This window comes from Aliiglaciecola aliphaticivorans (genome assembly GCF_054782055.1).
In genome coordinates, this window is the sequence record NZ_BAAGTF010000003.1 from 250,592 (window position 1) to 276,230 (window position 25,639).

Below are 25,639 nucleotides of genomic sequence, written 5' to 3' on the forward strand. Positions count from 1 at the left end.
AACCACGCCTACCTATCCTTAATAACAAACTGGTCTCCACGGGTATATTATGCTGGAAATTTGATAGCCGCCACTAGCCTTATTATAAATTCAGTCTTGGTTTCTTCCTGGCAAGCTGTTGTCATAAATGGATTTTGGGCGGTGATTAGTTTGTTATTGCTACTCAAAATTCCCTTAAAAAACACCCCGCTTACATTCCGAATGATGGCAATCACAGTAGGCTTTATATGGGGTGCAGCCCTGTTAGGTTTATTTTCCGAATTTGAACTCTTCATTCGTATTGTTGGTTGGACATCGGCGTTGGTATTCGGAGCCGCGTATTTATTGTTTTGTGCCCAGAAAATGTCACAAAAAACCTACCTGTATTTAAATGTGTATGCAGCATTGGCATTGACTCCACAATTATGGATAGATAAAAATTACCCAGTGCTTACCTTAGAAGTTATTTGGGCATTGATATCTATTCACGGAGCGCTTCGTCAACGAGATAATACCCATTTAATCGATTAAATGTGCGGGGCTAAAGCACCCGCCTACAGGCCATGGAAAAACAAACCTCGGCGGAGCTAAAGCTCCCGCCTAGAACTCCTATAAACTCTACGACCTATGTCTTATTGTTTGCTGCGACCGCCAATGACATCCTAGTGAAAACCCAAATAAAGGTGATGATGATGAAAGCTGCAAACCGTTTAAAACTGATTGGATTAACTGCTTATATACTCGCGATATTTGCGCTCCAGCAAGTGATCATTATTCCATTAGTTGCCTTACTTTCTATTGTCGCGATTTATAAAAGCAAATCCGAAATCATTAAATCTCATGCTAAGTACATCATCTCTGTATTTGTGGTAGTGATTTCAGTGGTATTAGTCACTGCAAACGTGTTTAGCGGCGAACAGCAAGTGTTTGCGGCTATGGTAGCCATCAGCATTGCCTTTCTTATGTTAACTTACGGGGCACTGAGAATGGGATTTTCTAAGAAGCCATTTGCGAATCGAGTAACGACTAACCTAGAACAAAACTAGGATGAACAACCGCTGTATGGTAATTTCACCAACATCTTGAAGTCGCGTAAAAGGATGTTGATGGGTAACATAGGTTTTGCACAAATACTGTTGTTTTTTTAATTTGGGTTTTTCCTATTAGACTTATCTTTAAATCAGATAAGACCACAGGAAAAAAACTAGCGTGGGTTTTAGCAATCGTATTTATATCTTGGTTGGCATGGATTTTTTATCTACTTTTAGCGCAAATTCAAACCATTACTAAAGATGTCGTCTTGCTGCATGACATATTTAACGTTAAAGACGTTTTAAAGTCTGTTTTACTTGTCTTTGTTGGTTTTAATAAAGTTAAGTGAGGGAGCAAAAAATGCAGCACCGGTTTCTGGTACTGTAAAATCGAGTAACCTATCATAAACGCCATTTTCATCACCAAACACCATGCTGCTTAACATCTGGGTAAACGGCTTGGGACTATTGGCTAGGGACACAAAAAACAGTCCTTTCACAACCATATCGCCATAAGGCATGCTCTGTCGTAATATTTCAAGACTGTTCCCCTGGGCATCTTTAATTCCCGAGCGTTTAACATGAGAAAACGCCGGCTTGTCTTCACTGGTGTACTCCACATTGTCTTCCTTGGTTCGGCCAATAATATCTTCTTGAGCCTTAACGGGTAGTCTTTGCCAACGCTCCATATGAGTACGGTAGCGTTGAATGTGAATATAACTGCCACCAGCAAAATCAGGATCTTTATCGCCCACCACGGCAACTTTACGTTTATGCATACCTCTAGGGTTTTCCGTTCCATCAACAAACCCAATCAAATCGCGACCATCTAAATAGCGGAAGCCTTTCACTTCTTCAAATAATTCCACGTGACCTTTTAGCAACTCACACACTTCACTACCTATAGCAAAACACACATCGGCACGGTCAGCGCGAATTTGAATAAATAAATCACAGGGGGTTGCTGGCGCATGGCGGTCATCACATTCCATATCCGGAAAAGGCGCTAGCTCCAGTGGAATTAAACCGGGATATAAATCTGTCCAATAACTACTGCCAACAGCAATAATACCAGATACCATGGCTTCATAATGTTCCTCATCATAGTGCTCAAATACATTGAGGATATGCGCTAATTTTGCCCTTATAACTTGAGCATCGTCATCGATAACGTTAAACATTAAATATTGCGCATGTAAATTAGGTTCCGCGCAAATGCCTTTTTGAGGTTCTGTCATATTTTTGTTGGTCTTTTAAATTAATTTAATTAACAATCAAAGTTGCATTAATAGCCTGCCGCTTGTCCATCTTTACGGCTTTCAGACGCACCGAAGTATACGCCAGTTTTAGTGTCTCTGAGAATAGCTTGATAACCACCAAAACTGCCCGATACATCTCTCAATATGTGTCCTTTTTGCACCAACTCCCGACGAGTCTTAGGAGAAAAGCCACTTTCTAGGCTCACATATCCGCCATCGATCATCTGACTACCAGTGGGTTGACTTGAACCACTGTGTAGTATTCTTGGAGCGTCACCCGCTTCTTGTAGGTTCATCCCAAAATCAATGAGGTTGACAATAATCTGGGCATGCATTTGAGGTTGTGTACCACCGCCCATGACTCCAAAGCTCAACCACGGTTTGCCATTTTTTGTCACAAAGGCAGGTATGATAGTGTGAAAAGGACGTTTACCTGGCTCGTAAAGGTTAAAATGGCCTTCTTGTAAGGAAAACAACTCGCCACGATCTTGTAAAATAAACCCTAAACCTGTGGGTGTCATCCCCGAGCCCATACCTCGATAGTTTGATTGGATAAGGGACACCATATTGCCATCTTTATCAGCAGTGGTTAGATAAATAGTGTCGCCTTCGTTAAGGCCGGCATCATAACGCTTTGATGCGCGTTTTGGATTTATTAGCTTTAGTCTTTGCTGGGCATATTCTTTAGATATCAGCCAGTCAGTGGGTATCTGATTAAATGCTGGATCAGCGTAGTATTTGGCCCGATCTTCAAATGCCAGTTTTTTCGCTTCCACAAATGTATGTACGTACTCAGCGGAACCAAAACCCATGCCTTCAATATCAAATTGTTCAAGGATATTTAAAATTTGTAACGCCGCAATCCCTTGGGAATTAGGTGGTAACTCCCACACATCATACCCACGGTAATTGCTCGACACCGGCTCTACCCAATCAGAAGTATGACTGGCTAAGTCTTCATAACTGAGGAATCCGCCTTGCTCTTTGATGTAGGCAGCAATAGTGCGGGCAATATCCCCTTTATAAAAAGCATCACGACCACCCGTCGCTATTTTTTCCAGTGTAACGGCTAAGTTCTGATTGACAAAAATTTCACCTTTTTTCGGCGTTGAACCATTCGGCATATAAGTGTCTGCGAAGCCTTCATACTTGCTCAGAATCGGTACGCTACGATTCATATACCATGCAATCAACTCACTGACAGGGAACCCTTTTTTGGCATATTCAATAGTGGGCGATAAAATCTCTGTCATGGGTAAAGAGCCAAACTTACCATGCAGCTCAAACCATCCGTCCACAGCGCCTGGCACAGAAACAGGCAGTGGCCCGTGAGAGGGTATTTTTTCCATATTATTTTGTTTGAAGTATTCCAAGGTAAGGGACTTTGGAGAACGACCTGAAGCATTTAGCCCATAAAGCTGCTTCGTTTTCGCATCCCAAACAATCGCAAACAAATCGCCACCAATACCGTTACCTGTAGGCTCAACTAAACCCAACATAGCATTCGCCGCAATGGCTGCATCGATAGCATTACCGCCTTGCTTTAGAATATCTAACCCCACTTGGGTAGCCAACGGCTGGCTAGTGGCAACCATACCATTACTTGCAATCACCTCAGAGCGTGAAGCGAACGTTTCCCCAGTGATACGATCGTAAGCCATACTGAATTGACTAAAGAAAATTAACGACGCAAAGATACACGACAAATATCTCATTAAAGCACCTATAAAACGATTGAATGCCATAAAGGATACGCTTTGCGCGCAATGGTTTAAAGAAAATATAGAAGCAAGTAGGATAAAACCAGTTTCTTTACCTTAGCGCTTATTCATAAACCTCTTCAAAATTGACTATCCCGACAGAATTGCTCTGTTCTATTGTGACTTGTTTTACTTGAACAAACCTGACCTCATCATCTTTTTCGGGAGCGTCGGTAAGATTACAAGTTAACCCCAGGGTGTAACTGCCGAAAGGAACAAAACCTATTTCAAATGCATAAATGGTTTGCGAGGAATCAAAATAAACCGCTGAACTTGCAAAAGGCGCGATATCCTCTGAGCCGCCATTATCAGCCAATGAATCCTTGTCTAAATTAGTCTCTGGATAGAGGTAGATAGCCGCTGGAGCCCCATGTATATCTGCTAACGGCTCACACAGATGATTAATCAAAACCGTTTCAAAAACCTGCCCCTGAATATGTCCAGCTTGTTGATTATTGACTATTCTTGTCCCCTCTGGTTGCAAAATATAACCAGCTTGTCCTTCTGGCATTGTCAAACTGTTGCGCAAATCAAACTCCACGGTGAACTCAACCTGGGTACTTTCATCAACACTAAAGCCGTCTAGCTCAATTTCATTAAAAGGCACAGTGATTGGCGTTTTTGTGTAATCTAATTTATCTACCGCGTAAGAACCATCAACCATACCAAGAATAACCTGTGAGTAGTCACCCTCCTCAATCGGAATCTCTTTAAGCAATGACAAAAACTCACTGCCCTGATAATCAAGGAGATTAATACCAACAGCATTGGGCACAATATTGCCTGTATCATCCAAGCACAGATCATTCGCAGTAATACCAAATTCAACATCACTAACGTCCAACACGAGCTCTTCTGATTCACCTGTGAGGGTAATAGTCGAAAAGCACAAGGTAACCTCGGACAGCCCACCTACTGGGGCATCACTCACGGCAACAGAAAAAATCGGTTTAACCCTATCAACAGGTACGGACAGGATGGGCAAACCATCTTCACTGCTACCACAAGCAGATAACGCCACCAGTAAACATAATAAAGACGCCTGAAATGGCTTTAAATTCATAACTTCTCCTTAGAAAAATACAGCGGTACTTTAAATGCCTATAGGTTTCTGACAACACCCTTAGCATTAGTTCAAAGGGAGGCTATGAACAAGAATGTTAGAAATTATTTAATTCCAGTTTGTTCAATAGCTTATAACGATTCAGTAGATGACTAGGATGGAAAAAAGCAAATAAAAAACCCCGCTAGTGAGCGGGGTTTTGTCTATTATTAAAACAGTAGGACTTTATTTTTGTTCTTGTTGTTATTCTTATTTTTTTATTGCCCTATGTGTTTTTTAAACTAAAGGTATTATGAACGTCCACCTGTGAAGTCTGGATATGCTTCCAAACCACACTCGCCGATATCCACACCTTCAAACTCTTCTTCTTCGCTTACGCGGATTCCGATGATAGCTTTCAGAATTAACCAAGCTACCAAGCTAGTTACGAATACCCATACGAAGATAGTGATAGCACCGATGATTTGACCAGAGAAAGAAGAACCATCATTTGTAATAGGTACAAGTAGAAGTCCTAAGAGACCTACCACACCGTGAACAGAGATAGCACCTACTGGATCATCAATTTTCATTTTATCTAAAGCAATGATACTTCCAACAACCAAAAGACCACCGATAGCACCGAATAAAGTCGCTTGTAGTGGAGTCGGTGTTGACGGCTCTGCAGTAATCGCAACCAAACCAGCTAAAGCACCGTTCAAGGCCATAGTAAGGTCAGCTTTACCGAATAAGACGCGTGCTAGAATTAGGGCAGCAACAAGACCACCAGCAGCAGCAGCGTTAGTATTCATAAATACTACAGCAACAGCATTAGCGCTTTCTACAGTAGCCGTTGCTAGAACAGAACCACCGTTGAAACCAAACCAACCCATCCATAAGATGAATGTACCTAAAGTGGCTAAAGGTAGATTAGCACCAGGAATTGCGTTGACTTTACCTTCCGCGGTGTATTTACCTTTACGAGCACCAAGTATCAACACACCAGCTAACGCTGCAGCAGCACCAGCCATATGCACAATACCAGACCCTGCGAAGTCAGAGAAACCTAGGTCGCCAAGTGTATACATACCGAATACAGACGCGCCACCCCAAGTCCAAGAACCTTCCATAGGATAGATGAAACCCGTTAAGATAACTGCAAATGCAAGGAACGACCACAATTTCATACGCTCAGCTACCGCACCTGAAACGATTGACATTGCAGTGGCAACAAAAACCACTTGGAAGAAGAAGTCAGCTGAAGGAGCATAAGTAGCAGGTTCAGCTTCACCTGTAGCGCCGTCGCCAACGATTCCATCTAGGAATAACGTAAAGTCGTCACCACCGTACATGATAGAGTAACCGCAGATCATATACATAATACAAGCTACAGAGTATAAGGTAATATTCTTAGTTAATATTTCAGTGGTGTTTTTAGCACGCACTAAACCGGCTTCTAGCATGGTAAAACCAGCCGCCATCCACATGACTAATGCGCCACATATCAAAAAGTAAAAGGTATCTAGTGCATACCCAAGTTCAAATGTAATTTCCATGATTTTCTCCTGCCCTGCTGCTTAAATGGCTTCGCCGTCAGTTTCACCCGTGCGGATACGTACTGCATGCTCTAAGTCATATACAAATACTTTTCCGTCTCCAATCTTGCCTGTTTTAGCTGCGCTAACAATAGCTTCAACTAAACGTTCAACATGATCGTCTTGTACCGCAATTTCCAATTTCACTTTTGGTAAAAAGTCTACTTGGTATTCTGCTCCACGGTACAATTCGGTATGACCCTTTTGACGCCCAAAGCCTTTCACTTCAGTGACAGTCAAGCCATCAATGCCAATTTCTGAAATGGCTTCGCGAACATCATCAAGCTTGAAAGGCTTAACTATCGCAGTTACTAATTTCATTGTGTTACTCCCGATATTTTAATTTTGTTTTTATTGAAACGCTCCATTCCTAAAACAAGTCTTATGCCACTAATGTTTACATATAAAAATCAACAACTTAGATTAGAAAAAAGGTATTTGATTTACAATTAAAGCACCAATAGCAAGCAAAAGGCAAATTTTGCACTAAATTGGTGCGCAACTTTGCTGAAATTGGAAAACGTTGCTGATAGGGAACTAAACGAGATGCTATCAGTCTACTGTCGAATGAAATTAACATTAACCATGCTGGATAGCGCACACCTTGGATTTTGAACGCCAACAATACATTCCCCCAGAAACAACGAACCATTCTTTACGAAAAATATTGCTTGTCTCTGTGCTTATCCATGCTTTGGTTGGCTGGTTGATCTTATCTCAACAGCGCATAAATATTCCGGCAAAAGTCGATGAACCCACATCCGCTATCAATGCGAAATTGGTATTTTTCCCGCCTCCAAAAGCGGTAGAAAAAACCATTGAAGCTGAATCAAATGAACAAATACCAGAATTGCCCCCAGAACAGACTGAACAGAACCAACCAAGGGAGCAAACGATTGAAGATTCTGTAAGTGTTGAAGAAGTGATTGTTGCAGAGGTGCCTGTTGAAGATGTGCCAGCAGAGAACCAAGCCTCCCTTGAAAAAGCACCTTTAGAACAAGAGGTGCAAGTTAACCAAGAACCTGAAATTGTTGACTCGGTGACCCCTCAATTACCACTAATCGAAAATGATACAAGACGTGAAGACTTGCCGTCTATTGATTTTCCAGATGACTCTGAAAGTGACGCTCCCGTGGGCACTTCACGTAATTTAGCCCAAAAACACTTATTAGATCACTCGGCGCAAGCTAATCAACGTATGGCTGAACAAGAAGCACAGCGCTACCGTCAACAACGAGAATCACCAGATTTAAACCTGCCTAAATTTGATCCCTATAAAACCGAAGATGAAAAGTTAATCGAAGAAAACCGTATCAGAGTAGATTGTAGTTCGATGGTAAATAAAACCCTACTAACGGTCTTGCGCTTCACTACCGGAGGTACGATGGATTGTAGTAAACCCCAAGATTTCGAGCCGTTCATCGACAAGCATGTTAAAAAGCCCACAAAGCCTAAAGACAAACGTTAATTAGCGTTCTTTTAGTTAATAATTTTTTCTGCGCTAGTTGCCAAAAAGCCGCTCCCAAAAACTCTTACGCTCTTGAATTTTTGGGTTTTTGGTATCACATTTATCCGCTCGTTTTGGTAACACTTCTAGAATGGCTGGCAAACTCATACTGGTTTGACACCCCGCCTGGGTCGATCTGCCCGTTTGGGGGTTAAAGTGAGCAATCCCCAATCCTTTAGGAAAACGCCGTACCAATGATTTTGGCGCTTGTAGTGCTTGAAAATCTAAAAACAATCTTAATGCACCACTTGCCCCCGTTAACCCGGTACTTTTATTGTCATCCGTGCCTATCCAGCTGGTGACTAGAATATTTTTATCATAACCGCTAAACCAGCTATCACGATAGTCATCGGTTGTACCAGTTTTGCCGGCCATATTAATACTTGGGAAACGTCGACGAACTTGTTTAGCCGTGCCTTCTAAGGTCACTTTGTGAAGTGCGTAATTCATCAAATAAGCCACTTTTTCATCAACAATTGGCTTGGCTGGCGCGTCAAAGGAATACATCAATTGGTTGTCTGACGACATAATGGCATTAACAGTGTGCAGGGGAATTTGTACACCATTGTTAGCTATCGTTTGATATAGCTGATTGACCTGAATTGGAGATAAATCCAAAGCTCCTAACGTCAATGCGGGATATTGGGTAATGGGCTCTGTCACCCCAAGGCGTTTGAGGGTTTGGGTAATGCTATCTAACCCTAACTCCATACCTAAACTCACCGTCGGAACATTGAGGGATTGGGTTAATGCCGTATACAAAGGAACCTGACCGCGAAACATTTTATCGGCATTCTGTGGCTCCCAGGTTTCCCCCCCTTCACTGGGTAATTGTATGGGGTCATCGAACAAAGGTGTTGCTAAATTATATTCTTCAGGGCGCTCTAAGGCAGTCAGATAAATTGCTGGTTTAATTAACGACCCTATAGATCGTTTAGCATCCAATGCTCGGTTAAAGCCACTAAAGCGCGTCTTGCGATCTCCCACCATAGCGCGAATTTCACCGCTATCGATGTCAGTGACGACCATTGCTGCTTGCAAATTTTCCAACTTACGCTGCTTTTCAATACTGGTTAAGCCACCTGACACAGCCGATTCAGCCTTTCGCTGTGCGTTTGAATCAAGAGTGGTGAACAACTTTACCCCTGAATCACGAATATTTGGGTTATCTAAGATAGTATGTAATTCACGCCCCACCTTATCCATAAAGGCCGGGTGCTTGCCTTTAACTAGCGTTGCACCTGTGGCGACCTGAATGGGCTTGTCTAACAGTTTTTCAAAAGTGGTTTTATTGATTTTACCTCCCTCAAATAACAGTCTAAGTACCAGGTTACGACGCTCTAAAACACGCTCAGGATGACGCCTTGGATTATAATAAGAAGGTCCTTTGATCATGCCAACTAAGGTCGTCATTTCTTCAAGGTTAAGCTCGTTTAATGGACGGTCGAAATAAAAGTAACTGGCCAAGCCAAAACCATGCACACCGGTATTACCATTTTGCCCAAGAAACACCTCATTTAAATACGCTTCCATTATCTGATCTTTGCTATATCGCGCATCGATTAATATGGACATAAAGGCTTCTTTAATTTTTCGCGTTATCGACTTTTCATTGGTCAAATACATATTCTTAACCAATTGCTGCGTTAAGGTACTTCCTCCTTGAACAGCACGTCCGGCAGAGATATTTGCTATTAATGCTCTTAAAATTGAAAGAGGTGCTATTCCATGATGCTCATAAAAGTCCTTATCCTCAACCAGAACTAGTGCTTCTACTAGCTCTTTGGGAACCTGCCCTAACGACACCAACATGCGATCTTCTTTACCGTCACTAAGCAATCGTGTTACTAGCCATGGCTCTAGACGAAAGCTACTAATTTGCTTGCCACTATTGAGATTCACAATGCTTGCTACACGGCCTGATTTAACCGTTAAAGACAAGGCGGTTTCGCCCTGAAAACCATCTGGAAAATGAAATGCTCTACGATAAACTTCAAAGTGATTATTACGGTATTGGTACTCCCCTGTACGACTAGCATTGGCCACCCGCCGATAGCCCAACAGTGTTAGCTCTTCTATAATTTCCTTACTGGTGATTTCTTCTTTTAAACTTAAAACCAAAGGACGGGCATAAATCTGCGCAGGAACTTGCCATTTATTACCAGAAAACTGATGAGCAATCACCGCATCCAAGTAAACCATGTAAGCACTCATCGCAACGATACATACCAGAAGCATCTTCCAGAAATATTTGCGGAACCAAGGTAAGGGATTCAATTTTTGGGCTATTGACATGATTAATTAAGGGGATCTTTGTTGGAGTTGTTTCAGACAAGCAGTTTATCAGTGCCTGCGGGCTGGCTCAAATTAGTATTTATAAAATGTACACAAGTAAGTATTTTGCCATCACTATTTACCGTCATTCCTTTGGTAAATAGTGATCTTCTGAACTTAATCTTAATTTAGCGAATAATGACGTTTCTAAAAACGGAATCAGAATTGGGGTTTTCAACGTCATTATCCATTCCAAAAACGATATAAGGGTAAAACCCAGTGAAATACTCTCCGATTGGAATAACGAATGTTTGGTATTCTCCATCACCGGTATATTGAAAATCATGATTTCCCCATACTTGAGTACCAAACAAGCGGAAGGTTAAGCTTTCATTTGTAAATGCATTATTGGTGAAGCCAATACCGTGAATTTCTCCCTCTGCCGTTGATTTGAATTCAAATTCTAAAACTGTAACTGAAGTGATATCGGTGTTGAGCTCAATTTTTTGCCACAAATTGCCTTCGAGTTGCAAAGTATAACCAGCATCTAAAATAGTTATCGTACTAGCACCTTCTGGGTTCTGATTCGGGTCTAAGTCTAAAATATCAAGTTCATTGAAATTTAAACCTTCATTGGAAGGGGGCTCTTCATCAGAAGATTCAAAAATAGAAATTCGACTGAAGTAGCTGTTGGAAACAGGCTCTGAAATATCGTTATCCATTGCAAATACGAGATAAGGATATGTGCCTTGCGCATAATATTGCCCTATAGGAATTGTAAAGGACTGATACTCTCCGTTGCCTGAATAGTTAAAGCCACCTAACCCCCATTCCTGGGTACCATATAATTTAAATGTTTCATCTCTATCAGCCAAATCAGTCGTATAAAAGCCAATTCCATGGATTTCTCCTTGAGATGTAGATTTGAAATCGAAGGTTATCATTGTATTTTCTGTAATATCCTGATTTAAATTAATTTTACGCCATAAGTTACCTTGCAGATGCAGGGTCTCTCCATCGTCAATAACCTCACTTACACTTGAACCTGAGGGGTTTTGTGCGGGATCAAATTCCGAGAATGTAAACTGGCTTAAATCAAGGGTTTCTGTGGGCGCAACTGTATCGTCATTAATGTTGTATACCGTTACATTTGAATAGGTGCCATTGGCGGTAGAACCTTCAACATCATTATCCATTGCAAAATAGAGAAACTCGACATTACCGGTATAAAACTGCCCAACAGGAATTGAGATACGCTGAACTTCACCAAACTCAGTATAACGAGCACTTTCCAGCCCCCAAGACTGAGAACCTGCTAATGAGAAAGTTCTAGCTTCTTCCATTTTATTATCATCATCTAAACCAATACCGTGAATTTCCCCTAATGACGTACTAATAAAATCAAACTCAATAACCGTATCTGCTTGAATTGCATAATTGAAGTCCACTTTAACCCAACGATTGCCTTGTAAGGTAATACTCGCTCCACTGTCCCCAATAGTCACTGTTCCTTCGAAATCTTGTCCTGTACTAAATGACGAATAAGGTAATTCATTGAAGTTAAGAAATTCACCCGACGGGTTTTGAGTCACCTCAATCTCAAAGTTTTGTGTATCTGTACCATAAGCATTGCTGGCGCTAATTTGCACTAAACTAGTTCCTGTCTGAGTTTCAATGGGTATCCATTCAACTAGCCCATCTTCTGATACTGTCATGCCTTCTGGACCAAAATCGAGGTTGAAAGTTAAGCTACCAGAACCATCAGCATCTACCCGACTATCTGTATCATATTCATAAGCTAAACCAGCAGTTGCCGTTGTATTAGGGGTAGAAATAATTGTAGGTGGAGATACATTGGTTAAGCAGGCTGCGGAACTAACCAAGGCATCCATTTGCGTCAAACTGCAATCAGAAAACTGATCACTGCCATTAATACTTGGACTCATTAAAAAGCTACCATTAGTCGCAGCACAAGCTGATCCCGATTGGTTATCATGGGGTGCACCGAAATTATGCCCAATCTCGTGGGCAGTCACTAAGGCAGTACTGGAACCAAAACGTTGCGTTACGCCAACAGAATAACTATTGCAAACCGCTCCAACGTAGGCAATACCTATAGTACTACCGTCTAAATCTTTACCGGTAAATAGGTGGCTTATGCCTGGATTATTATAATTAATCGCAACATAAGTACGGTAAGCTACAATTAAATCTTCAGCATCGCTCATGGTTAAGGTGCCGTTGTCTTCTAAAACACGAATGTCATCCACCGTAACCTGCACGCCAACTTGTTCCGAAAATATGCCATCTACGACATTCATTTCTACCAACATTTCTGTAGCAGCATCTTGAGGATCACCAGTTTCGAATTCAGAATCGGCAACTAAAGAAATTAATATCTCTTTGCTAGCCATTTCACTTGTCATTTGTGCTAGTTCGTCAATGTAACCCGAATAGCTAAAAGCTGACTGAATGGCACTATTTTCTAATGCACAGGTGGCACTGTGACTAACGTCTTTAGCGTTATAAATTAATAAATCACTCGTAACTTCTTTACTACTTTCAATATTGTTTAATTGCGCGTTTAGCTGACTTTTATAATTCACAAAATACAGATCTTGACCATCATAAAATGCACCCGTTAATTTCTCTCCTACTAAACTAAATCTAGCCCAAGAGTTTGTTACATTTTCCAATGTCCCCTTGTACAAACTTATGCTGGAATGTAATTTCAGCTTTAAGGGTGCAGATAGGAGTGATTTGTTTTCGACTAAATTGAATGTTCGCACTATCCCATTTGTGCTTATTTCCAATCTGTTTTCCAAATTATCATTATCTATTTTTGAAATAGTAAACTGTGCCTCGCTTAGATGGGCAATGCTGACTTCATGGTTGGGTTTGGCATCTACACCAGAAACGGAAAGTGTAACTAACGTAAAAATAAGGGTTAAAATGGGAAGCTGGAAAAAGCGCTGGATGTGCATGTTTACTACCTTAAAGTGTTCAACACAGTCCCGCTTTAACTGGAACTGTTTAACAATTACTCTATTGTATCGGTTAAGCGATGCGCATCTCCAGCATTATATGTGAACACAATGTTAAACGAATGAATTTACAGGTAAATTAATTTCCAGACCCAAACACCGCAATATACTTAAGCTACATATATTTCTTAACTCGCGTGGTAGCTTGCGCTGTTGCTGGGTTATCTGGCCAAAAGTGCTTTGGATATCTGCCTTTCATTTCTTTTTGAACTTGAGCGTAGCTCCCCTGCCAAAACCCCGCGAGATCCTGAGTTTTCTGCAATGGCCTACCAGCAGGCGATAGAAGGGTTAATGTGATTGGAACTTTACCATTGGCGACACTTGGAGAACCGTCGTAGCCATACATGTGCTGCATTTTCACTTGCATTTCAACTTGACCATCGGCTGAATACACGAGTTTGCAGTCTTGCCCTGTTGCGTCTTTTATTTTCAGGGGATAATGCTTGTGTAATTGTTGTTGCTGTTGCCAACTTAATCGACTCTTCAATATGGTTATCCAATCCAGTTGGTATAACTTACTGGCGTTGACTATGCCATCGAGAAAGGGTAGCAACCAATCTTCAATTTCAGCTAATAAAACCGCCTCGGAGAAATCAGGCCACAGGTCATCTTCAACCTTATTTGCTAAATTTAGCCGATGGATCAATGTCCAAATAGCCTCTTTCCAGTTTAAAAACCCTAACCCTTGTTGTTTGATTTGCGCAACTAAGATTTGAACGCATTGTGATCCATCTACAGCTTCTATCTGTTTTTCCCGAATAGTAATAGCGCCAAGTATTTGTTTTTCTCGCGCCACAACTTTGTTTAAGGAACTCGACCAGGTGTATTCATTGCGTTGTTCAAAATGTCCTTTGAATAATTCAAAAACCAAAGGTTCTTCAATGGGTTCGGCTAATTGAATTAGCGCATCAGCATGTTCGCCTATGGTAAATTTGCTCACGACAATCCATTTGCTCAAGCTAGCAGTAGATTGCGTAGCAGAATTGAAATATTTTGCCCCTGTTCCGTTTACCAATTGATAAGAACCATTGTCTCTTAATCGACCTATTCGGTCGGGATAAGCTGCGCTCAACAATTGGCTCAGTTTACCTTTTTCCAGATTCACAGTTTGGCTATCACAATGACACCCGAGGCGTTTAGCCCAACGTTTAGCTTGTGTCCAAATTGGGTGTGAAGGTTGCCCAAGAAGAAAGAGTAAATGTTGCCGTAACTGTGTTTCTCTTCGTAATTCATTGATCGGCCTGAATTCTAATAAAGCGACTAGCAAAGATGCCATGGCTTTTTGAAAACGATCTCCTTGCTGACTTCTCAGTAAAATCGCTGCTAACCTTGGATGACAACCAAAACTGTTCAGTGAGCGCCCAAGGGAGGTCAGTTTTTCATTAGAATCGATAGCACCTAATAACAATAGTACTGACTTAGCATAGTCAAGTTGTGATGAACTTGGATAATCTAGCAGAGGTAGTTCAGATAGCTCGCTTCCCCATACTTTTGCATCTAAATACAAGCCACTAATGTCTGTCTCTGTTATTTCTGGGGCACGCTGAGCAATTAGCCGTTGGTGAGTATCCTTTGACCATAGTCGATAACAATTTCCAGCCGATAAACGACCCGCTCGACCAGCGCGCTGCGTTGCAGATGCTTTGGAAATATGTTTCATGGTCAGTTGTTCGATTCGTCGCTGCCAATTGAAATTGGCGACATTTTCTAAACCTGAGTCGATAACCACAGTAATACCATCAATGGTTAAACTGGTTTCAGCAATATTGGTAGCAAGCACAATTTTACGTTTGCCCTGCTGAGCGGGTTGAATTGCCACTCGCTGCTTTTGTTTGTCCAATTGTCCAAACAAAGTGTGGATTTCTATTTCGGATGGGGTCGAGTTTACAAAATAATTTCCACAAAGCTGCTGTGTTGCCAGTATTTGTTTTGCCCCAGGTAAAAATACAAGAATATCGCCTTCGTGATTGTCTACGGCCTCTTTAATTACCTGAAAAACATCTTGTTCAAGTTGTCTGTTACTTCTTGGACGATAATGGCTAGTAACAGGAAAGCTGCGACCATGACTTTCCATCTGTTTGGCATTGGGCAATAATTTAGCCACCGCTCCGGCATCTAAAGTCGCTGACATGACCAATAATCGCAGGTCATCGCGAAGTGCTTGTTTTACTTCCAAACATAAGGCTAAGGCAAAATCAGAATGTATATTGCGCTCATGAAACTCATCAAAAATAATCAAGCCAACATTGGCTAACTCAGGATCGTTTTGCAACATGCGAGTAAGCAATCCTTCGGTGACAATCTCCAACCTGGTGTGAGCACTTACTTTGGCTTCACCTCTTATGCGATATCCGATAGTATTCCCTACCGACTCACCTAGTCGCTCGGATAAATAATTAGCAATCGAAGTCACTGCAATTTGTCTCGGTTGCAGCATGATGATTTTCTGATCGATAAATTTGGGATGTTGCAGCAGTTTTAATGGCAAGTAGGTAGACTTACCAGCGCCAGGGGGAGCAACTAATACAACATCTTGATGAACTAAATCTTTTTCTAATGCTGGCCAGCAACTTTCTACAGGTAACACGCACTCAAACCAAAAAATTCCTCTATAATCATTTCATTCTATCGTTGCTGGAGTTTCAATGCGCTACTTTTTAGGATTTGATTTAGAATCCAAATCAAAAATTGCCATAGATGATTGGCGAAACAAAGCCTTACCTAAGTTTGAACGCGCCGTTCCAGCTAAAAATTTTCACATCACCAGTGTGTTTTTGGGGCAAGTTAAAGAGCAACAACTCGATCAACTTTGTTGTGCCATACAAAGCAGTGAATTTCACAATTTTAATTTGCAAATTGATACGCTAGGTTATTGGTCAAAACCTAAGATCTTATGGCTAGGCAGTACACAAATTCCAGCTCAGATGTTGCGAATAACTAAACGTTTAACAGAATATGCTCAACAAGCCGGATTAAATCTGCCCATTAGAGAATATATTCCCCATATTACGCTAGTGAGAAATGCTAAAAGTAATCCTCCAGCTCCCCTGATTAGCCCGGACTTCCAACTGCAGGTGAAGCATTTACATTTGTTTGAGTCGGTGAGTGGAAAAAATGGAGTGCAATATCCTATTCGACAGACTTGGCCGCTGCATCCTTCCATTCGCCCTCGATAAACTTTTATGTAATTCCAATAAGTGCTTTACCTCAGGCCTATTCCGCAAGCACAATAAGGGGATTAGTATTGAGTTCGATTTTTAAAGAGTAATTTATTCATGCAACAAACCTTTAGACTGGTAATTGATTGCCCAGATCAAGTGGGATTAGTCGCCGCAGTGAGTCAGTTTTTAGCTGATCAACAAGCTACTATTGTGGAAGCAAGCCACCATACAGACGCGAAACTTGGACGCTTTTTTATGCGCCATGAAATCAAGACTGAAACATTGAAACTGACGTTGGAGAGCTTCAAACAAGCGTTTGAACCCATTGCCGTACAATTTTCAATGAAATGGAAAGTATCTGACTCTTTACAAAAACAAAAAGTCGCCTTACTTGCCAGCCATGAGTCTCACTGTCTTATTGATATCCTACACCGCTGGCATAGTGGTGAGCTTGATTGTGAAATCCCTTGCATTATTGCCAATCACCCTCAGATGAAACAATTTGCTGATTGGTATCGAGTGCCGTTTCACTGGGTGGATTTTAAAAACCAAGATAAAGCAGTTGCCTTCGCCCAAGTAGAAGCCTTATTGGAAGAGTATCAAGCTGACCTCACTGTTCTCGCCCGATTTATGCAAATTGTCCCTGACAACTTATGTCAAAAGTTAGCCGGTAAAGCAATCAATATCCACCATAGCTTTTTGCCCTCATTTGCTGGCGCTAAACCCTATCAACAAGCCTATGACCGCGGTGTAAAGCTGATTGGTGCGACTTGCCATTATGTGACCAAAGATTTAGATGAAGGACCCATCATCGAGCAAGAAGTCATACGCATCAGTCACAGCGATTCGGCTGAAGATATGGTTCGCAAGGGAAAAAACTGTGAAAAAGCCGCGTTAGCCAATGGCGTTCGCTACCACTTGCAAGACAGAGTGATCATTCACAAAAACAAAACCGTTGTATTTGCATAAGCGAAGGTAAATTTATGTCTATTTATTTAGTCCGCCACGGCGAAACAGACGGTAACCGAAATCGAATTGTACAGACGCCGGAAACTCCGTTATCTGCACAGGGTCATCTACAAGCACAAGATTTGGCAGATGCTTATAAAGACCATTCGATTTCAACAATATTGTGCAGTGATCATACTCGTACCCAACAAACTGCCAAACCTGTGCAGCAATTATTAGGCTGCGAATTGGTGTTAACTGAACTGTTGCAGGAGCGCAATTTAGGTGCACTTAGAGGCGTGCCATGGAAGCAGATCGAATTTGATTTTTTAGCCGAAGATTACCATCCCGAGAATGGCGAAAGTCAGCTGCAATTCGGGCAACGCGTGGAACAAGCATGGCAGCAGATTGTTGCGCAGGCTAACGCAACAGAAAACAGTTTAATGGTGATTACTCATGGATTAGTTTTACGCTATATTTTGCGACACATTTTAAAAGTTGATGAGGTGAACTTAGAACGTGCTGGTATTGAAAATACCTGTGTTACCCAAATCGATAAGAAGGACTTCGCATCCATAAAATTGTTATGTGATATTGGCCATTTGCGTCAAGAGGTAGTGCAAGGAACAGCGGTGTAATGCTATTCCTAGATTTAAAAAAATGCGGAGTAGTTAACGTTAACCTGATTATCTACTAATCCGTTATCAAACAAAGTACCAAACTCGCTTGTTGCATCCCAATGATGGCTACTCAACGCGAAATCTACCTGGTGGTCATCCCGTAGTCCTTTAAAGCGACTGCTAATTTTAAAAATTTTACTTTTGGGTAAGGCTAATTCCAATCCTTGGGAGGTACTAAATTCAGGCGCAGACTGTAAAATCACACCAGCACTGACACTCATTTTACGATTCACGCTGTAGCGAGGTAATAAAGCATATCGCTTAAGGCTAATTTTTTGATTATTGATCCCCCATTCTAACTTGCCTTTTGCGTAGCTCATTCCGCCTTCAAATGATAATCGTTGATTAACTGGATGCACAAAACTCAACTCATACTCACGATGACGGCAGCCATCAAATTTTATACGGAACTTATTAAATTCAATTTTGGTTGTCTCAGGTATAAAGCTGTTTAACCAGTTCACTCCTTTGGCTATAAAGTGTTCCTCTGCCTGGCAAGTACCGCCAATGAGTAACATAAACAAACATATATATTTGCACATGATGTGAACTCTTGTGAGTGATTTAATGTGTTCAAATAATACTCAAAAAAAGCGAACTGTAACGTACATCAACAGACATTAGGTATTTAAATAAATACCTGACAACCTGTCTACCGCGATGCTAAATACTATTTTTCAGATACTTAGCGAAATAAATAGTGAGTAATGTTGAGCCAAAGTCATCCAAAAAAGATTCATATGGGCAGCTGTGTAAGGGTTTGTAGACGATATTTCAAAACCTATTTAGCGCCAACTCTTGTAGTTTTCTTGCTGGGGATTAGTATTAACCGCAATACTCGGTATAGAGTATAAAATGTATAACTATAAAAATAACAACAGAACCATCTCTTAATTAATTGGTAAATATTAAATGAAAAAATTTGCTCTGACACTGACAAGTGCAATGCTAATTGCCACACTAAGTGGGTGCTCGCAAAGCACAAGCCCTTCTCAAACTAAAGACGACGTATCCATGGCTGAACAGGCTAAACAAGAAACCAATCCTTTACTCGCTGAATACTCTGGCCCTTATGGCGGTGTTCCTGCCTTTGATAAAATGGATTTAGCCTTACTTATTCCTGCATTAGAAAAAGGTATGGAAATTAATTTGGCCGAAATCGAGGCAATTATTAATAACCCTGAACCGGCTACTTTTGAAAATACCATTGTTCCTTTGGAAAAATCTGGTGCAGATCTTGGTCGCGTGTTCACCTACTGGGGCATTTGGAGCTCCAATAAAAATAGCCCTGAATTCCGTGAAATTCAAAAGGAAATGGTTCCTAAAATTTCCGCCTTTAGCTCAAAGATAAACCAAAACGAAAAGCTTTTTGCACGAGTAAAAGCGGTATATGAAAGCGAAGAATATAAACAGTTAAATTCAGAACAGCAACGTGTAACTTGGCTAACTTACAACGGTTTTGCACGCAACGGTGCGACCTTAGAAGGGGAAGCGAAAAAGCGCTATGCTGCAATCAACCAAGAAGTCGCAAGTTTACAAACCAAATTTGCAAACAATGTATTGGCTGATGAAGAAAATTATGTGCTCTATATCGAAGCAGATCAACTTTCTGGTTTACCTGAGTCCTTTGTAACAGGTGCTGCATCCGCGGCAGCTCAACGGGGTCATGAAGGTAAATATGCAATCACCAATACCCGTTCATCAATGGATCCTTTCCTAACCTACTCTGAAGAGCGTGAACTGCGCCAAAAAGTGTGGGAAACCTATTATAGCCGAGGCAACAATGGTGATGAATATGACAACAATGAATTGATCAAACAAATCTTAAAATTACGTCATGAACGTGTTCAGTTGTTAGGCTACGACAACTATTCCCAGTGGCGATTAGAAGATCGCATGGCAAAAACTCCTGAAAACGCCATGGACTTAATGCAAAAAGTTTGGCCTGCAGCAATTGCTCGTGTTGATGAAGAAGTAAAAGACATGCAAGCAGTAGCTGATGCTGAAAATGCGAATATCACCATTGAGCCATGGGATTATCGTTTTTACGCTGAAAAAGTGCGTAAACAAAAATACGACTTAGACTCAGACCAAGTAAAACAGTATTTGCAATTAGACAAACTTCGCGAAGCGATGTTTTATGTTGCTGGTCGCTTATTCAACTTCAAATTCACGCCCATTGAAGAAGGCAAAGTTCCTGTATTTCATCCTGATGTAAAAGTTTGGGAAGTGACCGATCTCACTTCTGGTGAGCACATTGGGTTGTGGTATTTAGATCCATTTGCGCGCACTGGTAAACGTTCTGGCGCCTGGGCAACCACGTATCGTAGCTACACGACTTTTGATGGCAAGAAAACAGTACTTTCTTCAAATAACTCAAACTTCGTAAAAGGTCCGGAAGGCGAACCAACGTTGATTTCATGGGATGATGCAGAAACTTACTTCCATGAATTTGGCCACGCATTGCACTTCTTGTCGGCCAAGGTAGCGTATCCAACATCACATTCAGGTGTACGTGACTACACAGAATTCCAGTCACAGCTATTGGAACGCTGGTTAATCACCGATGAAGTCATTAATAACTACCTAGTACATTACAAAACCGGTGAACCGATTCCACAAGAACTAGTGGCTAAAATCAAAAAAGCCTCTACTTTCAATGAAGGGTTTAAAACAACTGAATACATGGCATCTGCAATTATGGACTTGTTGTATCATACGACAGATCCTGCTGCCATCGATCCTCAAAAATTTGAACAAGAACAGCTTGTAAAAATGGGTATGCCAGAAGAAATGGTAATGCGCCATCGTAGTACTCAATTTGGCCACATCTTTAGTAGTGAAGGGTATGCCTCTAGCTACTATGGTTACATGTGGGCAGAAGTACTAACCTCAGATGCGGCTGAAGCATTTGCTGAAGCACCTGGTGGTTTCTACGACAAAGAGCTTAGTGAGAAGCTAGTTAAGCATCTATTCGCAATCCGCAATGCGATGGATCCTGCTGAAGCTTATCGCCTATTCAGAGGCAGAGATGCGAATGTTGAAGCCTTAATGCGTGATCGCGGGTTTCCCGTGAAATAAGACTGATACAAATCAATATAAACAATTGAAAAATAGCACTTTTAAAGTGCTATTTTTTTTGATTGGAGATAAATTTGAGTTGGCCTATCAGAGGTTTTTGGAGATATGTTTTTTAGATGATTTAAAAATGCCTACCCACAACGCAATTTCCAATAGTAAACCTAAAGCAATAAATGCAATGGCCCCAATCATACTTCCTATGTAATAACAGACCAAAGCTAAACAAAATACCGCGGCTAATAATAGATATTTAGTGGTTTTAGACATATACGTTTATCCTTATCTAAGGGCACTGAGGCGACACTTCATTCTCAGTGCAGGGGAAGCAACTGCGAACCTGCTCGCCAATATAGGCATTGCAAACCCGACCGGTTTCAACATCTATTAAAAAAGATTGATTCTCAGTGTGGTAATAATAGTGTTCAAAAATGTTTCCTTGATCTTCAAATTGTTTTTGAGAGCTAGGCTCACCTTTGACGAACAATAAGTCTTCTTGATTTGCAAATTGCACTTCCTCGTTGCCCATCCCCAATTTAATATTAAAAAGTGAGCCACAGGCCAACAATAATAAAACCGCCTTTTTCATTTTGCCCTTAATTCCCCATTAATTTCAAAGCAAGATATGGCGCTACAATAAAAACCAAAGTCATGACTTTGTATAGGCTGAGAAAGTTAAAATACAAAGGAGACAAAGTTGTCTTTTCTACTTGAAACACCTTACTATGAATTGAAGTTATTATTTCCGGCTTAAGTGTAACAATTAATGTAGCTAGGGATAAATAAGCGATATTAATTACCGAGGCCCACCCAAATAGCTCGGTTATTTGTATAATACTCATTGAGAATTACCTTTAACTTTCAGTTGATGAATAAGTATGGCTCATTAACAGATGAAAAGCCTAATAAGTTGGATGTCTTAAAACGGCTAGTTGCCATCATAATAATCGAAAATATCTCGCATTTTTTTAGCAACATCCGCTTAGTAAAATGATTGAGGTATATTTGTTCCACACCAGAAATTCACAGGATTATGTTTTGAAACGTCATATTGGTTTTGCTTTAAATATTCTTGCAATAGCTTTGTTTTTCCCAGGGATATTGTTACCTATGTTTTCATTGGATATGGATTTAGCCGCTTCCCTAGGAGGCTCTTCTTTAGGGTCCAATATAGTTGATAAAGAGCTTTCTATAATGGCGACTATCGACGAATTATGGCAAGACCAGAGAATATTGGTTGCGACCCTTATTTTACTTTTTTCAGTGGGGATACCGCTTATCAAAACAACGATGGTTTGCTTTGCTTATTTTCAAACCGGAACCAAGCTAGAACGCATATTTTTAAGTGTGGTTTCTAGTATTGGTAAATGGTCCATGGCCGATGTATTTGTGGTTGCGGTTTTTCTAGCAATCTTATCCACAAACCACGCAGAAACAACAGACTCCCACAATTTTGCTGTATTTGGTTTTAAAATGTCCTTAGAAATTAGCACCCAAACCCTATCTAATGTTGGCCAAGGGTTTTACTATTTTACGGGTTACTGTCTATTGTCATTACTAGGTACGCACTTTGCCATCAAAGGAATGAAACAAGGAAATTTTAAGGGTTAAATTAACCGAAAAATCACTTTTACCTTTAAATACACACAAAATTGTATAAAAATACAGCAGTGCGTATTGAAAAGCTGTCGCATAACAACACAGGTTCAGACAATTGCTATTTTTATAATGGTTATGAGTCGCAGTAGATAACCCGTAAATTTCCCCATTACTATAGAAAGGAGTCGTTATGGCTATTGGTATTATGGAATTTATTGGCGGTATATTTAAACCAGCAGCAGATCTAATTGATAATGTGCATACTTCAGACGAAGAGCGCTTAATGTTGAGAAAACAATTAGATGAAATTAGTTCAGGTGTGCAACTTAAAATGATCGAGTTGGAGCACAAAGTACTAGAATATGAAACGAAATTACTTCAAGCACAGCAAGCAGTGATTATTGCTGAAGCGCAAGGTAAAAGCTGGATACAGAGAAACTGGCGACCGGTATTAATGATGGTCATCATTTTTATAGTGGCGAATAACTATATTCTTTTTCCCTATCTCAGTTTATTCACCGACAAGGTCTCTATGTTAAAATTGCCCGAAGAACTCTTCACCCTATTAACTGTGGGCGTTGGCGGTTACGTGGTAGGTCGAAGCGGTGAAAAAATCGCCCAATCCATGCGCAAGCAACCCGCAGTAGAAAGCGAGAAAAAATAGCACCTATGCAAGACCACATTAGTTTATAACGTGGTCTTGAGTTTTTCTCCCATTTTGAGCTTGTATTTGCGGCTCACTTTTAGCTCAGCGCCAGAGCTTAACCGAGCGATATATTCGCCATTTGAATTAGGGGTAAGGCGAGTAATTTGGTTCAAGTTTACAATTGTTGAACGATTGATCCGCGGAAAGTACATGTCATCTAATTCAGCTTCAAATTGACGAAGGGTTTTACGCACAATGAATGTCTCCTCAAGGGTGTGAATGCACATATAATCTCCAGCTGCTTGTATCCACAAAATCGTTTCCAGCTTTATCCTTACCCATTGAGAGCCACTTTTAATTGAAATAGTTTGTTGCAAATCCATTAAACTAATTTGCTTGGAATGCTCGAGAGATTGCATAAAGCCATTCAATGATTTGCCGGTTTTATTACAAAGTAATTGATTTAGTTTAGTTTGCGCTTGCAACGCTTGATTTTCTAATAATGCATTTTGTAGACGCCCTAAACACCCACTTAAGCGGCAACTAGAAATGGGTTTAATTAAGTAATCAAAGGCATTGTATTCAAACCCTTGGAGCGCATATTCGCTAGAGTCTGCTACAAAAACAGTTTTAGGCTGGATATCCATTGTCTTGTTTAAATTTTCAAGCAGAGCAAGGCCTTGCGCGCCTAGCATTTGCATATCAATAAACAGTACATCCGGCTGGCGTTTAAGAACACAGGCAACACCACGACTTGCCTCATTGCAAGTGGCAATTATGTTAAGATTTTCTATCATCTTAAGTCTTGCTGTTAAGGAATTATCCGTATCTAACTCGTCTTCAATGACGACAACCGAAAACCTTTCCATCCAATTTACTCATAGAATTTATCGTTAATATAATTTTGATGCTTAACTGCTGACCTGCAACTTGTATATGTAACAAGGTGTTGATAATGCTATGGCGGGTTAGTGTTGGATAGTTATATGTGGCGCTAGTCGAGCTGGCCCCCCTAAGAGTGCTTAGGTTTTGAAAACAGTATAAGAATGTGCAGACTTTGGCAGTCACCGCGAAAATTGGCGGTGACCAGTTCAACGGGTAAAATTAGTTTTTTAACTTGCGTTTTAGGCGAGCCATCAGCCCTAACAAACCAATGGCAAAGAAGCCAAATGTTGCTGGTTCAGGTACTTGTGAAACGGTTATACGTGCAACTTCAAAACCACTTTGAGTGAAGTCTGCAGCAGCTTGATCAATTGTATAACCGGTCGCAGTTGTCCCACCAATAATAGCTAATCCACCAGGTAAGACTTCAAGTCCATTGTGGAAAGTGACCACGCCACTTTCATTTTGCCGAGCTTCGGCATCGGCTCCTTGAAGAAACGGCGATCCATAGCCTCTATTTAATTCGGTACCAGAATCCCAAACAGATGAACCCAATACCAAGATATCTAAGCCGACAAAATTACCATCGTCATTAAAAAGTGAGTAAGCCATTGGATTTTCGTTGCCAATAAAGGCGTCGTTTGTGGGAATGAGCATCGATAAGAAACTAAAGTAGCCACTGTTCATCGCATCAATTTCTAATAACTCTGAGTTGGCGGTTTCTCCCGGTTCAAACACCGGTGCAGCCCCAGTAGGAGCAGCTAAAACCGTTTGAACTCCCGTCGCATTGCTGCTAGAGAAGTCGGATTCAATCCCGCCAGTCATCCCATTTTCAGCCAAACTTTGCAGTGATGATGAAGCAGCAGAACCGACATCAAATGAATCAAATGTGCCGTCGTGAAAGCCCAGCCATACCGGTGTCATGGCCAAGCCACCGTCGTCAAACAAACTACTGACCTGCACTTCAATGGTTGTCGCATTAGCAGTGAAGGTCAAGCAAGTTCCTAAAACAACGGTGATAATTCCTTTGTTAAATGTTTTCATAATTATGATATTCCAATATTCTAAGTTAACGCGAAGCCAACACTAAGTTGAAAACGCTGCCACTGCTTATATCCCTTACATTTGTATTATCAATATTTAAGTTAGAGCTA

General features: G+C 40.9%; 24 protein-coding genes. 10 read left to right on the forward strand and 14 right to left on the reverse strand.

Going from position 1 to position 25,639, the window contains the following annotated elements:
- Positions 1–141 precede the first annotated feature (141 nt).
- The 3 genes from ACYVIL_RS02110 (at position 142) to ACYVIL_RS02120 (ending at position 1,360) form a co-directional block, all read left to right on the forward strand.
- Complete coding sequence (locus ACYVIL_RS02110; protein ID WP_460311395.1) at positions 142–510, forward strand: CBU_0592 family membrane protein; 369 nt, start codon at positions 142–144, stop codon at positions 508–510.
- Positions 511–671: 161 nt separating this feature from the next.
- Complete coding sequence (locus ACYVIL_RS02115; protein WP_303470975.1) at positions 672–1,025, forward strand: hypothetical protein; 354 nt, start codon at positions 672–674, stop codon at positions 1,023–1,025.
- A 101-nt stretch (positions 1,026–1,126) separates the two neighbouring features.
- The gene (locus tag ACYVIL_RS02120) at positions 1,127–1,360 is read left to right on the forward strand and encodes a PLDc N-terminal domain-containing protein (RefSeq protein WP_460311453.1); all 234 of its coding nucleotides are present in this window, start codon (positions 1,127–1,129) and stop codon (positions 1,358–1,360) included.
- On the opposite strand, the gene ACYVIL_RS02125 is transcribed toward ACYVIL_RS02120, so the two are convergent.
- From ACYVIL_RS02125 to glnK, 5 genes are all read right to left on the reverse strand, one after another.
- Positions 1,325–2,248 carry a Dyp-type peroxidase gene (locus ACYVIL_RS02125; protein WP_303470978.1) on the reverse strand — a complete coding sequence of 308 codons (924 nt, stop codon included), beginning with the start codon at positions 2,246–2,248 and terminating at the stop codon, positions 1,325–1,327. The two genes, ACYVIL_RS02120 and ACYVIL_RS02125, sit on opposite strands and share 36 nt — an antisense overlap.
- A 47-nt stretch (positions 2,249–2,295) precedes the next feature.
- The gene (ggt, locus tag ACYVIL_RS02130) at positions 2,296–3,984 is read right to left on the reverse strand and encodes a gamma-glutamyltransferase (RefSeq protein WP_460311396.1); all 1,689 of its coding nucleotides are present in this window, start codon (positions 3,982–3,984) and stop codon (positions 2,296–2,298) included.
- 109 nt (positions 3,985–4,093) lie between these two features.
- A complete protein-coding gene (locus ACYVIL_RS02135) occupies positions 4,094–5,092 on the reverse strand; it encodes a DUF4382 domain-containing protein (protein ID WP_460311397.1) in 999 nt (332 codons plus the stop codon).
- A gap of 290 nt (positions 5,093–5,382) precedes the next feature.
- Positions 5,383–6,627, reverse strand: coding sequence for an ammonium transporter (locus ACYVIL_RS02140; RefSeq protein WP_460311398.1), 1,245 nt, complete (start codon positions 6,625–6,627; stop codon positions 5,383–5,385).
- 21 nt (positions 6,628–6,648) lie between these two features.
- A complete protein-coding gene (gene glnK / locus ACYVIL_RS02145; protein ID WP_216048856.1) occupies positions 6,649–6,987 on the reverse strand; it encodes a P-II family nitrogen regulator in 339 nt (112 codons plus the stop codon).
- A 283-nt stretch (positions 6,988–7,270) separates the two neighbouring features.
- On the opposite strand from glnK, the gene ACYVIL_RS02150 reads away from it, so the two are divergent.
- The gene (locus ACYVIL_RS02150; protein ID WP_460311399.1) at positions 7,271–8,134 is read left to right on the forward strand and encodes a hypothetical protein; all 864 of its coding nucleotides are present in this window, start codon (positions 7,271–7,273) and stop codon (positions 8,132–8,134) included.
- Positions 8,135–8,167: 33 nt separating this feature from the next.
- Here the strand turns inward: ACYVIL_RS02150 and mrcB are convergent, their stop codons facing one another.
- The 3 genes from mrcB to hrpB form a co-directional block, all read right to left on the reverse strand.
- A complete protein-coding gene (gene mrcB / locus ACYVIL_RS02155; RefSeq protein ID WP_460311400.1) occupies positions 8,168–10,468 on the reverse strand; it encodes a penicillin-binding protein 1B in 2,301 nt (766 codons plus the stop codon).
- Positions 10,469–10,635: 167 nt separating this feature from the next.
- Complete coding sequence (locus ACYVIL_RS02160; protein WP_460311401.1) at positions 10,636–13,431, reverse strand: M12 family metallo-peptidase; 2,796 nt, start codon at positions 13,429–13,431, stop codon at positions 10,636–10,638.
- A 175-nt stretch (positions 13,432–13,606) separates the two neighbouring features.
- Complete coding sequence (gene hrpB / locus ACYVIL_RS02165) at positions 13,607–16,078, reverse strand: ATP-dependent helicase HrpB (protein ID WP_460311402.1); 2,472 nt, start codon at positions 16,076–16,078, stop codon at positions 13,607–13,609.
- A 58-nt stretch (positions 16,079–16,136) separates the two neighbouring features.
- Here hrpB and thpR point away from each other — a divergent pair, with 58 nt between their 5' ends.
- The 3 genes from thpR to ACYVIL_RS02180 all read left to right on the forward strand — a co-directional run bounded on the left by thpR (position 16,137) and on the right by ACYVIL_RS02180 (position 18,238).
- Positions 16,137–16,667, forward strand: coding sequence for an RNA 2',3'-cyclic phosphodiesterase (thpR, locus tag ACYVIL_RS02170; protein ID WP_460311403.1), 531 nt, complete (start codon positions 16,137–16,139; stop codon positions 16,665–16,667).
- Positions 16,668–16,766: 99 nt separating this feature from the next.
- On the forward strand, positions 16,767–17,621 hold the full coding sequence (gene purU / locus ACYVIL_RS02175) for a formyltetrahydrofolate deformylase (protein ID WP_460311404.1): 855 nt from the start codon (positions 16,767–16,769) through the stop codon (positions 17,619–17,621).
- Between the two features lie 14 nt (positions 17,622–17,635).
- Positions 17,636–18,238: a histidine phosphatase family protein gene (locus tag ACYVIL_RS02180; RefSeq protein WP_460311405.1), complete on the forward strand. Its 603-nt coding sequence runs from the start codon at positions 17,636–17,638 to the stop codon at positions 18,236–18,238.
- A gap of 14 nt (positions 18,239–18,252) precedes the next feature.
- On the opposite strand, the gene ACYVIL_RS02185 is transcribed toward ACYVIL_RS02180, so the two are convergent.
- Positions 18,253–18,822 carry a hypothetical protein gene (locus ACYVIL_RS02185; protein WP_460311406.1) on the reverse strand — a complete coding sequence of 190 codons (570 nt, stop codon included), beginning with the start codon at positions 18,820–18,822 and terminating at the stop codon, positions 18,253–18,255.
- Between the two features lie 370 nt (positions 18,823–19,192).
- Here ACYVIL_RS02185 and ACYVIL_RS02190 point away from each other — a divergent pair, with 370 nt between their 5' ends.
- Positions 19,193–21,361 (forward strand): M3 family metallopeptidase, encoded by a 2,169-nt coding sequence (locus ACYVIL_RS02190; RefSeq protein ID WP_460311407.1) that lies wholly within the window; start codon positions 19,193–19,195, stop codon positions 21,359–21,361.
- Positions 21,362–21,448: 87 nt separating this feature from the next.
- On the opposite strand, the gene ACYVIL_RS02195 is transcribed toward ACYVIL_RS02190, so the two are convergent.
- The 3 genes from ACYVIL_RS02195 to ACYVIL_RS02205 are packed head-to-tail and all read right to left on the reverse strand — an operon-like array spanning position 21,449 to position 22,200.
- Positions 21,449–21,628, reverse strand: a complete 180-nt coding sequence (locus tag ACYVIL_RS02195) for a hypothetical protein (protein WP_460311408.1) — start codon at positions 21,626–21,628, stop codon at positions 21,449–21,451.
- A 16-nt stretch (positions 21,629–21,644) separates the two neighbouring features.
- The gene (locus ACYVIL_RS02200; protein WP_460311409.1) at positions 21,645–21,947 is read right to left on the reverse strand and encodes a hypothetical protein; all 303 of its coding nucleotides are present in this window, start codon (positions 21,945–21,947) and stop codon (positions 21,645–21,647) included.
- A gap of 7 nt (positions 21,948–21,954) precedes the next feature.
- Positions 21,955–22,200, reverse strand: coding sequence for a DUF6868 family protein (locus ACYVIL_RS02205; protein ID WP_460311410.1), 246 nt, complete (start codon positions 22,198–22,200; stop codon positions 21,955–21,957).
- Between the two features lie 196 nt (positions 22,201–22,396).
- Between ACYVIL_RS02205 and ACYVIL_RS02210 the strand changes: the two genes are divergently transcribed.
- Together ACYVIL_RS02210 and ACYVIL_RS02215 are read left to right on the forward strand one after the other, a co-directional pair.
- Positions 22,397–22,969, forward strand: coding sequence for a paraquat-inducible protein A (locus ACYVIL_RS02210; protein ID WP_460311411.1), 573 nt, complete (start codon positions 22,397–22,399; stop codon positions 22,967–22,969).
- Between the two features lie 178 nt (positions 22,970–23,147).
- Positions 23,148–23,621: a 3TM-type holin gene (locus tag ACYVIL_RS02215; RefSeq protein WP_460311412.1), complete on the forward strand. Its 474-nt coding sequence runs from the start codon at positions 23,148–23,150 to the stop codon at positions 23,619–23,621.
- Positions 23,622–23,644: 23 nt separating this feature from the next.
- Here the strand turns inward: ACYVIL_RS02215 and ACYVIL_RS02220 are convergent, their stop codons facing one another.
- Positions 23,645–24,472, reverse strand: a complete 828-nt coding sequence (locus tag ACYVIL_RS02220; RefSeq protein WP_460311413.1) for a LytR/AlgR family response regulator transcription factor — start codon at positions 24,470–24,472, stop codon at positions 23,645–23,647.
- Positions 24,473–24,707: 235 nt separating this feature from the next.
- The gene (locus tag ACYVIL_RS02225; RefSeq protein ID WP_460311414.1) at positions 24,708–25,529 is read right to left on the reverse strand and encodes a spondin domain-containing protein; all 822 of its coding nucleotides are present in this window, start codon (positions 25,527–25,529) and stop codon (positions 24,708–24,710) included.
- Positions 25,530–25,639: the final 110 nt, after the last annotated feature.